We start from the raw sequence: 12,638 nt of genomic DNA, 5'->3' as shown, positions 1-12,638 counted from the left end.
AGACACCTAAAATTATTTCTTTACTTTTGCGCGTTTCCGTTGGAGTCCCATCGCTTTTTCGACTTTCGCCAATTTACGTGAAGCAACCAGATCTGCTTTGTCGCGACCATTGTCAAGAATCAAATCGAGTTCTTCTGAATCAATTAAGTCGTAATAACGTTGCTGGATCGGTTCTAGTTCAGCAACGATGACTTCTGCGACATCTGATTTAAATACACCATAGTTCAATCCATCATACTTTGCTTCCAAGTCTTTGATTGAAATACCAGCCAGCAATGAATAAATTTCGAGCAAGTTTGAGACGCCCGGTTTGTCTTCCCGGTCAAATCGAACGATCCCCTCGGAATCCGTTACGGCAGACTTGATTTTTTTGCGAATCACGTCCGGAGCGTCGAGCATCGAAATATAGCCTTTTGGATTTGTATCCGTTTTTGACATCTTTTTATCGGGAGACGTCAAGCTCATGATACGGGCACCCGTTTCGGCGATGACCGGCTCCGGCATTTTAAATGTTTCGTAATAGCGGCTGTTAAAACGTTGCGCTAAGTCACGTGTCAACTCGATATGTTGTTTTTGATCGTCGCCGACTGGAACAAGCTCTGCATCATATAAGAGAATATCGGCTGCCATCAAGGTTGGATAAACAAATAATCCAGCACCAATCCGGTCTTTGCCTTGCGACTTATCTTTATATTGTGTCATACGTTCTAGTTCACCCATACCGGACAGACATGTCAGCATCCACCCGAGCTGAGCGTGCGCTTTAACTTCCGACTGGACGAAGATTGTTGATTTTTCAGGATTGAGTCCGCTTGCGATATAAAGTGCAGCAAGCGCCCGTGTATTGTTCATAAGTTCAATCCGGTCAATTTCGACCGTGATGGAATGTAAGTCGACGATACAGTAATATGCATCGTGTTCGTCCTGAAGATTAACAAAGTGTTTCATCGCGCCAATGTAGTTACCAAGCGTCACCGTACCCGTTGGCTTAATGCCTGAAAAAATCGTTTTCATGAGAATCCCTCCAAAAAATGAAATAAAAAAGATGACACATCCCTTGAATCATTCAAGGGACGAGTCATCGCGTTGCCACCCAAGTTGCTAGAAAACTAGCCGCTCATTTGCTGTAACGGGCAGACCCGTCTGATTCTACATCATTTCGAATCAGCCACTCCGAAGTCCATTCCATCTGCGCCGACTGTCCATTTCCACCATCCATGGACTCTCTGTAAGTGGTTATCAGATGTACTACTCTCCATCACTGTGTTCTCGTATAACGTTATCTCCACTTTAGCACATGTTTCTTCTAATCGTCATCAAAATTCCGTCAAATGAACGATAAGAGTAAAGAGACGACGATACAAATAAAACCACTCGAGAGATAAGGAACCGTCCGGTTAGAAGCCCGCTTTTGTTTTGCTTTTAAAAGTTCACTTTCTTCATCCTCGTCTTCGTAATAATCCCCATCGACTTCCCGTAACTTCGCTTCCCGTTGCTTTTTAAAGCCTGCAGTGATGCCTTTAAAAAATCCATTGGCAGACATATTGGAGAAGAATCCGATAGCAAGTAACAGGAAGCCGGCAATGAACAAGCCGCCTGACAAGTGATAAACAAATGAATGGGTAGCGTCGGTGGCGACGGCCCAAATCGTGTAGACAGTTGTTAAAATCAAAGCAATCAGAAGCGGGCGTAATAGTTTAGCAGACATGATGAACCTCCTACGGCAAGATGATGATTTCATTATACGCAAAGTCAAGGATTGTTACGACTCTGTACTATTCAGGACGTATAAAATAGCAAATAGTGTGACTATTCACTTGACGATATTGTTATTCTCACATAAAATCAATTTATCACTTCGTTTAAGTTTTTGAAACTAGGTCAATGCGTTTTGGGGAACGTTGAGGCAGTTTCGACGAGATGTCCAAAAATCGTTTATATTAAGCGGTTTTGAAAATGAAAAGGAGATGACTCACCGATGAATAAAAAAACAGTCGGTCTCGCGTTATCAGTTATGCTTGCAGGAAGCGTTGTACTTGCAGGTTGTTCAACAACAGGTGACGGAGATAAAGATGCAGGTTCTTCTAAAGGCAAAAAAGTTTTACGATTAACGGATACTTCTGATATTACGACGGTCGATCCGGCACAAGCAACAGATGCAGTTGCGTTCAACATGATCGGAAACACGATGGAAGGTCTTTACCGGTTAGACAAAGACGGGAAAGCGATTCCGGCACTTGCTGAAAAAACAGATATCTCAAGTGATAACCTCACATATACGTTTACGCTTCGTGATTCTAAATGGTCAGATGGTACACCAGTCAAAGCACAGGATTTTGAATTTGCATGGAAACGTGCCGTCGATCCAAAAACTGCTTCCGGTTATGCATACATCTTTGATACGGTCAAAAATGGTGCTGATGTCTCACAAGGAAAAAAACCAGTCGACGAGCTAGGTGTCAAAGCGATTGACGACAAGACACTTGAAGTTAAACTCGAACGTCCGGCACCATACTTCCTTTCACTCACATCATTCGGAACGTATACACCAATCAGCGAAGATTTCTATAACAAAAACAAAAAAGACTTCTCGCTTAAACCGGATAAACTTCTTTACAACGGTCCTTTCGTTTGGACATCTTGGAAAACGGATTCAAAACGTATTCTGACGAAAAACGAAAACTATTGGGATAAAGATGCCGTTAAACTCGATGAGGTCTCGATCAGTGTCGTTAAAGATAACTCTACCGTTGTAAATCTGTATGATACGGACGAAATCGATTATGCCGGCCTCACGTCAGAGCAAGTTGCGACATATGAATCAAAACCTGAATTCAAGACCGCACTCCGTTCATCGATTGCTTACTTGAAGTTCAACAATGAAGACGCCACAATGAAAAACGTCAATGCGCGTAAAGCGATCGCACGGGCAATCGATCCAAAAGGGATCACGGATACGTTACTTGCGAACGGTTCGATTCCGACTACAAGCTTCATTCCGAAAGAATTCATCAAAGATGACGCAGGTAAAGACTATACAAGCGACATCAATTGGTTCGACCGGGATGCGAAAGAAGCAGCTGATCTTTGGAAAAAAGCAAACGGTGATAAGAAAGCAACGATTGAACTCTTGTCATTCGATAGCGAAGACGCGAAGAAAATCAGTGAATACATGAAGGGACAGATTGAGAAAAACCTTCCGAATGTCACTGTTGCGATCAAACAACAACCGTTCAAAAATAAACTGGATTTAGAAGCAAAAGGCGATTACCAAATGTCTTATGCGCTTTGGGGTCCGGACTATCAAGATCCAATGTCGAACTTATCGATCTTTGAATCGACAAACAGTCAAAATGACGTCAAATACAAATCGTCTGCCTACGATAAATTGTTGAACGCTGCCAACGAAGAATCAGATGTCGCAAAACGTCTTGATCTCTTTAAACAAGCAGAGTCACAATTGATCGAAAAAGACCAAGCGATCGCACCGATTTATCAAGCGGGTGCTGCATTCCTGAGTCGTCCGACGGTCAAAGACTTTAACCGTCAAGTTTTTGGTGCTGACTTCCAGTACAAATATGTTGATGTGAAGTAATTGAAAATGGGAGCGTCCTTGAGAACGTTTTCAAGGAACGCTCCTGTTTTATACGATTTTTTCTGAATGGAAACTCATTTTGTTAGCAGAAATGTGAAATTTTCGTAAAAAATAGGTTCTAATTACTTTGTTAGCAAAGTATAATGGAATCAAACGAAAAATTCTGAAATATTGGTTAACTGTGAAAAAACAGCGGCCAGGGGGGCGTCAATCAGTCCAAAATAAAAAAGAATTTTAATTTTTACGACAAAATTCTTGAATGTTCCGACAATTTTGGGTCATACTGATTTTATTGATGTTTCGAAAAAAACAGAAAATCTTTATAGGGGGTGCCATCTATGGGCCGTTATTTAGCTCAACGCCTTGTTTACGGCGTACTGACGTTTTTACTCATCGCTTCGTTCACTTTCTTCCTAATGGATCTGTTACCAGGTTCACCGTTCCAAAACCAGGAGAAACTTTCTCCTGAACAGTTAGATATCCTGCGGGATAAGTACAACTTGAATGATCCGCTTCCACAACGCTATGCAGCGTACATGGTCAACTTAGTTCAAGGAGACCTCGGTGTATCATTTAAATATGACAGCCGTCCAGTAACAGATTTGATTATGGAACGAATTGGACCATCCGCTCAATTAGGTATTCAAGCCCTTGTTCTCGGTGTAGTTCTTGGTCTTGTCCTCGGTGTTGTCGCGGCTCTTCGCCACAATACAGCAGTTGATTACGGTGCGATGTTCATTTCGGTACTAGGGATTTCCGTGCCATCATTCGTATTTGCGTCACTTCTTCAATATTATATCGGAGTGAAATGGGGCGTATTGCCAGTAGCCTTCTGGGAAAGTCCAGCACATACGATTCTTCCGACCGTTTCCTTATCGCTTGGAGTAACAGCCTCAATTGCCCGTTTCGTTCGAACGGAGATGCTTGAAGTCACCGGTCAGGATTACGTGACACTTGCTAAAGCAAAAGGCCTAGACGGTCAATCGATCACTTGGAAACACATGGTGCGTAACGCCTTGATTCCAGCCATCACGATTCTTGGACCAATGACAGCAGCCTTGATTACAGGAACATTCGTTATTGAAAAAATCTTTGCCGTACCGGGTCTTGGTGAATTGTTCGTTTCGTCCATCACACAAAATGACTATACGGTTATCATGGGGACAACGCTGTTCTTCTCGGCAGTCTTTATCTTTATGATCTTGCTCGTCGATATTCTGTACGGTGTCGTCGATCCACGGATTCGTTTGGGGGGTAGCAAATAATGGCAGAACAAAATTCAAACGCAAAAGCAGAACAGTTCGACTCATCACTGTTCCAACCAGTAGAATTTAATGAACAAGCGGGTGAGCGGATTGCCGGAAAAAGCTTAAACTTCTGGCAGGATGCCTGGACACGCCTTCGTAAAAACAAAGCGGCAATCCTGTCGCTCGTCATCATCGTCATCATCGCACTGTTATCACTCTTCGGACCGATGTTGTCCGGTAGAGATGCTTATACCCAAACGATTACTCAAGCTAAACTACCGCCAAAAATTACAGGTCTTGAGTGGGCTGGTTTTGACGGAATGGCAACACTTGGTGAAAAGCCAATCGATTTTTATGAAACGAAACAAGTCAAAGATACATTTTGGTTTGGTACGGACCATCTCGGTCGTGACTTATGGTCACGTGTCTGGGAAGGAACACGAATTTCACTCTTCATCGGTCTTGTCGCAGCAATCATTGATGTTCTAGTCGGTGTCACGTATGGCGGAATTTCTGCTTACTACGGTGGACGTGTCGATAATATCATGCAACGGATTGCGGAAATCCTGACAGGGATTCCGAACTTGATTTTAATCATCTTGTTCATCTTGATTCTTGAACCCGGAATCACGACCATCATCCTCGCGATGACGATCACCGGCTGGATCGGGATGAGTCGACTCGTCCGCGGACAGATCCTGAAACTTAAGAACCAGGAATTCGTTCTTGCAGCACGCACACTTGGTGCTTCTAGCGCACGTTTAGTATTCAAGCATTTGATTCCAAATACACTCGGTACAATCATCATTTCATTGATGTTCACGATTCCAGGTGCAATCTTCTTCGAGGCTTTCCTAAGCTTCATCGGTCTTGGTCTTGCTCCACCACAACCATCACTGGGTACATTGATCAATGAAGGGTACAAAGAATTAAAAACATTCCCTTACTTGCTCGTCATCCCATCGACAATCCTCGTACTTGTCATGATCAGCTTTAACATGCTAGCCGATGGATTACGTGATGCGTTCGACCCACGTCTGCGTCGCTAACGGAAATAAGAGAGGAGTTCATCCACAATGGAAACTATTTTATCAGTACGCGACCTGACTGTCGCTTTCCATACGTATGCTGGGACGGTTCAAGCCGTCCGCGGCGTATCGTTTGATTTAAAGAAAGGCGAAACACTTGCCATCGTTGGTGAATCCGGTTCAGGTAAATCGGTTACATCAAAAGCTATCATGCGTTTGATTCCAAATCCTCCCGGTGAAATCACGAAAGGTGAAATCATGTTTGACGGCCGTGATCTGGTCAAACTCTCTGATAAAGAGATGCAAAAAGTACGTGGTCGTGATATCGCGATGATCTTCCAGGATCCGATGACATCATTAAATCCGACGATGACCATCTTCAAACAGATTGCCGAAGGTTTGAAACGCCACCAGGGATTGACAGGCGATGCAGCTAAAAAACGGACGTTAGAATTACTGACACTCGTCGGAATTCCGAACCCGGAAGCACGTCTGAAACAATATCCGCACCAACTATCAGGCGGGATGCGTCAACGGATTGTTATCGCGATTGCACTGGCTTGTAATCCTAAAGTCTTGATTGCCGATGAGCCGACGACAGCACTCGATGTTACGATTCAGGCACAGATTCTTGAGTTGTTAAAAGACATCCAGCAAAAAACAGGTACAGCTATCATCTTCATTACACACGATCTTGGTGTCGTAGCGAACATGGCAGACCGTGTAGCGGTTATGTATGCTGGGAAGTTGATTGAAAAAGGAACGGTCGATGAAATTTTCTATGAGCCACGTCACCCTTACACATGGGGACTGCTTGGATCAATGCCACGACCGTCTGACGATCGTTCGCAAGACTTACCGGCAATTCCTGGAACACCACCGAACTTATTGCACCCACCACTCGGTGATGCATTTGCACCACGTAATCAGTACGCAATGAAAATTGATTTCGAGAAAGAACCTCCGTTCTTCCCGATCACAGATACTCATGAAGCGGCAACTTGGTTATTACATCCACAAGCACCGTATGTAGAACCACCGGTAGCCATCCGCGATCTTGCGCTGAAATATCGTCCAGATAGCACATTCGCGAAATCGCTTCTGAAAGGCGGTCTAAAGTAATGGAGAATCGTAGTAAATTACTTGAAGTAAAGAACCTCAAACAACACTTTAATATCGGTCGTGGTCGTGTCGTCAAAGCAGTTGACGGTTTATCATTCGATATCTATGAAGGAGAAGTTCTTGGTCTTGTTGGAGAGTCAGGTTGTGGGAAATCGACAACGGGGCGTTCAATCATCGGTTTATACGATGCGACAGACGGAGAAGTCCTTTTCAAAGGTGAAAATGTTCATGCTAAAAAATCGCGTAAAGAGAAATTGAAATTCAACCGTTCGATGCAGATGATTTTCCAAGATCCATATGCATCGTTGAACCCACGGATGACGGTCGGGGATATTATCGCTGAAGGAATCGATATTCACGGTCTTGCCAAGTCGAAAGACGAGCGGAACAACCGTGTATATGATCTTCTTGAAACAGTTGGTCTAACGAAAGAACACGCGAGTCGTTATCCGCATGAGTTCTCAGGTGGACAACGTCAGCGGATCGGGATTGCCCGTGCGTTAGCCGTCGAACCAGACTTCATCATTGCCGATGAGCCAATCTCTGCACTAGATGTATCGATTCAAGCCCAGGTCGTCAACCTGATGAAACAATTGCAACGTGATCGCAGTCTGACGTATCTGTTTATTGCCCATGATTTATCAATGGTCAAATATATCTCAGATCGAATCGGAGTCATGTATCAAGGTCACCTCGTTGAATTGTGTGATGCGGATCGCCTTTATGAAAATCCAGTCCATGCCTATACGAAATCCTTGTTATCAGCAATTCCACTTCCGGATCCAGAGCATGAGCGAACACGTAAGCGGATCATTTATGATCGCCCGACAGGCGGAGCGGTTGGGAAATCGAGTGAAGACTCAAGCATCCCGCCGTTGCGCGAAATCGAACCGGGTCATTATGTCTCGATGACAGATGCAGAACTCGAAGCGTATCAAGCACAACTTGTGTAATTTAACCAAACTAAAAGGCATTCCTGAAGTTATTCGGGAATGCCTTTTTTTAATTTTCGGAAGCAATACGGGGAAGGTTGTTGAAACGGTGGACAACCGAGTCAAGAGCATGCAGACGGCTGACGGCTTCTTCGAATGGAATTTTCTCATAATGATGAAGACCACCCGGTTGTTCTTCAAGCGTATCGGCATCATGGACCAATTGTTGCAATGGAGTCCGGTTAATCGTCCCCGGTGGTAAATAGGAATCTGTGTGCAACAGAACGGCAAGGGCGATTTCTTTTGCCCGTTCCGGTTCTTCACCGAGACGAATCAGTAATTTATGGGCCCGTTCCGCTCCTTTGATCGCATGGATGTCATTTTGACGGTAGAGATCATAATTCCATGTGCCGTCTGTATACCATTCATAATGACCGATATCATGAAGCAGGGCAGCCTTCGTTGCTGTATCTGCATCCAGACCACGCTGGGTAGCGAGTCTCAACGCCTGTTCTGCTACAGAAATGGCATGATTCAAGCCGGATCGTGCTAAATATTTTTGGGCAATCGGATGTTCAATAATAGTGACAAGGGTAACTGGCATAAAAAATAACTCCTTTCACGAGTAAGTATTTCTATACACTTTACGTGAAGTGGCGAGCAATTGCAACTATTTACTAAAGACAAATCGACAATCTCACATAATTAATTGCTTCAAGTAGGAATAGAAATCAGGTAAACGTGGTATACTAATTAATGTAGAAGATGATAATTTAGCTTTCGTTGGTTAACAGTTCTTTTTTCGGACCGAGTGAGGTGTCGGAGTATGAAAGAACGTGATAAAAAGAAAAAGTTGAAAAAACGCCTTTTGCGGGACATTTTCGAAAAAAAATTAAAAGAGATTAAACTCCCTAAAGCAAAAGAGACGATTTCTCAACCCTTTGATCACACACCAGCTTGCTGAAGCCACCTGGTGGCTCTAGCAAGTTTTTTTACGAAAAGTTCTTTCATCTCAAAACATATATCGGGTTTTATTTTTTAATGAAAATCAAAGTAAACTGTCAAGTAATAGAATCATCAACTACTGGGTAATAAATTTACGCAGGAGAAATGATGTGAAATCAGGGGGAGGATGTTTTTCAATGGTAACACTCTATACTTCACCAAGCTGTACTTCTTGTCGTAAAGCGCGCGCGTGGCTTGAAGAACATGAAATCCCATTTGTGGAACGTAATATTTTCTCAGAGCCATTATCGCTTGATGAAATTAAACAAATACTTCGTATGACAGAGGACGGAACAGATGAAATCATCTCGACACGTTCGAAAGTCTTTTCAAAATTAGATGTATCGGTAGAAAACTTATCGTTACAACACTTGTATGATTTGATTCAAGAATATCCAGGTTTATTACGCCGTCCAATTCTGATTGACGAAAAACGTCTTCAAGTTGGATACAACGAGGATGAAATCCGCCGCTTTTTACCGCGAAAAGTCCGTACCTTCCAGTTGTTGGAAGCTCAGCGCCTTGTCAACGAGTAAATTGTCATGAGCACGCTGCTTTCTGAGCAGTGTGCTTTTTGTTACCGCCTAAAAAGGTTAAAATAGAGATAACAAAGGAATATACCCTATATGTTTAATGATTCTTTTGAATCTATGTGAAGTGCTCGTTCGTATACTAGATAAGAGCGAGAGGAAAGGAGTGGACATATTGAAAATCGAACGCGTCAATGACAACACCGTCAAGTTCTTCATTACGTACACGGACATCGAACGCCGCGGCTTCGCCCGAGACGAGATTTGGTACAACCGTGAACGTGGAGAACAGTTATTCTGGCAGATGATGGATGAAGCGAATGAAAAAGAGTCCATCTCCTTCGAAGGTCCACTATGGATACAAGTACAGGCATTTGAAAAAGGTTTAGAAGTCACCGTTACAATCGCTAAAACAACGATTGACGGAGAACAAGTTGACGAAGATGAGTTGGATTCGTTACTTCGTTCCGCAATGTCTGATGCGGAAGAAAAAGAAACGGAACTCAGTCAAGATGTCTTATTTGAAACAACAGATTTCGAGCATATCATTGCCCTTAGCCAATATGCAGAAGCACCGATCTTCGAAGAAGTGAAAACGTCTCTTTATCAAAAAGACGGACTCTACCTGTTGCACCTTCACTTTAAAGAAGAAACAGAAGTGGAAGAACAGGAAAATGTAATGAGTCTGATTGCAGAGTACTTGAGCTTTAGTGAACAGACGATTCATCCTGTAGCAGAGTATGGAAAAATAATCGTACCTGGCGATGTCTTTACGTTCATTCGGAAGCATTTTCCGAATTAACAGAATCAAACGGTACAATCAAAAAGGACTGCTCCAATTTGTTTGGAAGCAGTCCTTTGTTGTGTAGAATAATCAAGTGAGGGTGTAACCGCCATCGACGACTAAGGTTTGTCCATTGATGTAACTTGCTTTATCGGATAATAAAAAGCAGACGACTTCTGCGATTTCAGACGGTTGAGCCGCTTCACCACGTAAATGATGTTTCATCGCTAAATCAAACTTATCTTTTCCACCATATAAGGAATGACTTAACTTCGTGTCGACAGGACCGGGACAGATAGCATTAAAACGATATTTTCCGTGAAACCGAGCAGCATATGTTTTCGTAAGCGTAAGAAGAGCACTCTTGGAGGAAGCATACGGCAAGAGCATGGCAGGGAATTTAACATGTCCGACAATTGCACTGTTATTAACGATGGAAGCACCACGACTCAGCCGTTTGACTGCATGTTGAATGATCTGCTCCGGTGCATGATAATTGACTTGAAAGACTTCGCTCTGTTGGTCAGTCACCCGTTCTGGTGCAACCGGCTTTCCGAAGGTTCCGGCATTGTTGAAAATCCCGTCAAGTATTGGGAATTGTTCTTTTGTGTCTTCGAAAAATCGATCGATGTCGGATGGAATCGACAAGTCGACTGGAAAGAAGTTGATCCGTCCTTCACCGCGACGTTCCAAATCGTGACCACGTTCCTCATTTCGTCCAAGCGCAAGGACAGTATGTCCTTCTTGTGCCAGTTGTAAGGCGGTAGCTTCACCAATTCCGCTTGTTGCACCAGTCACTAGATACGTTTTCATTTTGAATCGTCCCTTCTACATAAAAGTATGTCATTCATAACAAATTACAGGAGGGGATACCATGTTGCGACGTGTCCAATTACTTATGACGCTGCTGTTGACAGTCAGTCTGATCGGATTTCTTTCTTATTACTGGAGTGTGTACATGGTAGGATGGCTCTCTCTCGTCATCATTCTCGTCGTACTGAGTGTCTTCGTCATCATCTTGCTTGAGAACCGGAATCCGGAACGAACGCTTGTCTGGGCACTTGTCATGATGGCATTACCGGTCGTCGGTGTTTTCGTGTATTTCACCTTTGGTCAAAATTATAGACGAAAAAGAATGTTTCGTCTGAAAGCGATGCTCGATGAAGAGTCTTACATTAAATATCGTACCCAGTTTGATCATGGGATACACAATCGGGTGTTCCGACATGGACATTACACGAAAGTTGTTAAACTTATCGATTCGATCAGCCGCTTGCCGATTTCGTATAATAGCCATACGAAAGTATTGACGAACGGACAAGAGAAATTTCCGTTATTGTTAGCAGAAATCCGTCAAGCAGAACGCCATATCCATTTGGAGTACTATATCGTCCGGGATGACGCACTTGCGCTAGAATTGCAAGAAGCATTGATTGAACGTGCAGAAGCGGGAGTAGAGATTCGTTTTTTATATGATGCTGTCGGTTGTTTCTCAACGGACAAAACCTACTTCAAAAAGATGGAGGCGGTCGGAATCGAAGTGCGCCCATTTTTCCCTGTCGTCCTTCCTTTTATCTCGAGTAAATCCAATTACCGGAATCATCGGAAAATCGTTGTCATTGACGGTACAGTTGCTTTCACCGGTGGAATCAATGTCGGAGACGAGTATATGGGAAAAGATAAGATTTTTGGATTTTGGCGAGATACCCACCTGTTGGTCAGGGGAGAAGCAGTCTCGGAGTTGCAACTGATTTTCCTTCAGGACTGGTACTACATGACGGGAGAACGGTTGTTTACACCGTATTACATGAAACCGCTCGAAGTCATGGAGGAAGCGACAGGGGGTGTTCAAATCATTGCGAGCGGACCGGATGAACCACATGAAACAATGAAGTCTTTATACTTTGGTTTAATCACGGAAGCCCGCAGTTCGGTTTACATCGCTTCTCCGTATTTAATTCCGGATGAGGACCTGATGACAGCTTTGAAGACCGCCGCCATGTCTGGTATTGATGTCCGAATCCTCTTGCCGAGTTTTCCGGACCATAAAGTTGTTTTTTATGCCAGCCGCTCTTATTTTGACGACTTATTATTAGCAGGTGTAAAGATTTACGAATACAACAAAGGATTCATGCACTCGAAAGTCATCGTAGTCGATGATGCGATTGCGACGATCGGCACAGCGAACATGGACTTAAGAAGTTTCCATTTGAACTTTGAAGTAAACGCCTTTTTGTACGGGACAAATTCAGTCCATGAATTGACACGTGATTTTTATGAAGATTTTTCGAATTCTTCACAGGTCGAACGGAGTGTCTTTATTCAAAGAAGTTTTAGTCAACGTTTGATTGAATCCATTTCGCGGTTATTTTCACCGTTGCTCTAATGAGGAGGA

Annotated in this window: 13 protein-coding genes and 1 other annotated feature; of the genes, 9 read left to right on the top strand and 4 right to left on the bottom strand. The window is 43.3% G+C overall.

Annotation, left to right across the window (positions count from 1 at the left end; all coding sequences use genetic code 11):
* Positions 1-12: 12 nt before the first annotated feature.
* Together trpS and ACP26N_RS11155 are read right to left on the bottom strand one after the other, a co-directional pair.
* Complete coding sequence (gene trpS, locus ACP26N_RS11160) at positions 13-1,014, bottom strand: tryptophan--tRNA ligase (RefSeq protein ID WP_426353834.1); 1,002 nt, start codon at positions 1,012-1,014, stop codon at positions 13-15.
* Positions 1,015-1,066: 52 nt separating this feature from the next.
* Positions 1,067-1,271 (bottom strand) — a binding site (T-box leader).
* Positions 1,272-1,327: 56 nt separating this feature from the next.
* Complete coding sequence (locus ACP26N_RS11155) at positions 1,328-1,708, bottom strand: DUF3899 domain-containing protein (RefSeq protein ID WP_426353833.1); 381 nt, start codon at positions 1,706-1,708, stop codon at positions 1,328-1,330.
* A gap of 270 nt (positions 1,709-1,978) precedes the next feature.
* On the opposite strand from ACP26N_RS11155, the gene ACP26N_RS11150 reads away from it, so the two are divergent.
* The 5 genes from ACP26N_RS11150 to ACP26N_RS11130 all read left to right on the top strand — a co-directional run bounded on the left by ACP26N_RS11150 (position 1,979) and on the right by ACP26N_RS11130 (position 7,945).
* On the top strand, positions 1,979-3,595 hold the full coding sequence (locus ACP26N_RS11150) for a peptide ABC transporter substrate-binding protein (RefSeq protein WP_131502696.1): 1,617 nt from the start codon (positions 1,979-1,981) through the stop codon (positions 3,593-3,595).
* Positions 3,596-3,933: 338 nt separating this feature from the next.
* Positions 3,934-4,860 carry an oligopeptide ABC transporter permease gene (gene opp3b / locus ACP26N_RS11145; RefSeq protein ID WP_131502695.1) on the top strand — a complete coding sequence of 309 codons (927 nt, stop codon included), beginning with the start codon at positions 3,934-3,936 and terminating at the stop codon, positions 4,858-4,860.
* Positions 4,860-5,891 carry an oligopeptide ABC transporter permease gene (opp3C, locus tag ACP26N_RS11140; RefSeq protein WP_114595364.1) on the top strand — a complete coding sequence of 344 codons (1,032 nt, stop codon included), beginning with the start codon at positions 4,860-4,862 and terminating at the stop codon, positions 5,889-5,891. The genes opp3b and opp3C overlap by 1 nt, the downstream gene beginning before the upstream one ends.
* 27 nt (positions 5,892-5,918) lie before the next feature.
* A complete protein-coding gene (locus ACP26N_RS11135; RefSeq protein WP_426353830.1) occupies positions 5,919-6,992 on the top strand; it encodes an ABC transporter ATP-binding protein in 1,074 nt (357 codons plus the stop codon).
* A complete protein-coding gene (locus ACP26N_RS11130) occupies positions 6,992-7,945 on the top strand; it encodes an ABC transporter ATP-binding protein (RefSeq protein ID WP_131502694.1) in 954 nt (317 codons plus the stop codon). The genes ACP26N_RS11135 and ACP26N_RS11130 overlap by 1 nt, the downstream gene beginning before the upstream one ends.
* A 49-nt stretch (positions 7,946-7,994) precedes the next feature.
* On the opposite strand, the gene ACP26N_RS11125 is transcribed toward ACP26N_RS11130, so the two are convergent.
* Positions 7,995-8,528: an HD domain-containing protein gene (locus tag ACP26N_RS11125; protein ID WP_131502693.1), complete on the bottom strand. Its 534-nt coding sequence runs from the start codon at positions 8,526-8,528 to the stop codon at positions 7,995-7,997.
* 222 nt (positions 8,529-8,750) lie between these two features.
* On the opposite strand from ACP26N_RS11125, the gene ACP26N_RS11120 reads away from it, so the two are divergent.
* The 3 genes from ACP26N_RS11120 to mecA all read left to right on the top strand — a co-directional run bounded on the left by ACP26N_RS11120 (position 8,751) and on the right by mecA (position 10,261).
* Positions 8,751-8,888, top strand: coding sequence for a hypothetical protein (locus tag ACP26N_RS11120; protein ID WP_012370921.1), 138 nt, complete (start codon positions 8,751-8,753; stop codon positions 8,886-8,888).
* Between the two features lie 178 nt (positions 8,889-9,066).
* Positions 9,067-9,465, top strand: a complete 399-nt coding sequence (gene spxA, locus ACP26N_RS11115) for a transcriptional regulator SpxA (protein ID WP_012370920.1) — start codon at positions 9,067-9,069, stop codon at positions 9,463-9,465.
* Positions 9,466-9,634: 169 nt separating this feature from the next.
* Positions 9,635-10,261, top strand: coding sequence for an adaptor protein MecA (mecA, locus tag ACP26N_RS11110; RefSeq protein ID WP_131502691.1), 627 nt, complete (start codon positions 9,635-9,637; stop codon positions 10,259-10,261).
* Positions 10,262-10,333: 72 nt separating this feature from the next.
* On the opposite strand, the gene ACP26N_RS11105 is transcribed toward mecA, so the two are convergent.
* A complete protein-coding gene (locus ACP26N_RS11105; protein WP_131972455.1) occupies positions 10,334-11,056 on the bottom strand; it encodes an SDR family NAD(P)-dependent oxidoreductase in 723 nt (240 codons plus the stop codon).
* Between the two features lie 61 nt (positions 11,057-11,117).
* On the opposite strand from ACP26N_RS11105, the gene cls reads away from it, so the two are divergent.
* Complete coding sequence (gene cls / locus ACP26N_RS11100; RefSeq protein ID WP_426353827.1) at positions 11,118-12,629, top strand: cardiolipin synthase; 1,512 nt, start codon at positions 11,118-11,120, stop codon at positions 12,627-12,629.
* Positions 12,630-12,638: the final 9 nt, after the last annotated feature.

The sequence above is a fragment of the Exiguobacterium sp. R-39 genome (genome assembly GCF_049942815.1).
Taxonomy (GTDB): domain Bacteria; phylum Bacillota; class Bacilli; order Exiguobacteriales; family Exiguobacteriaceae; genus Exiguobacterium_A.
Note: the sequence above shows the minus strand (reverse complement) of the source record. Positions and strands in the feature narration are given on the sequence as shown.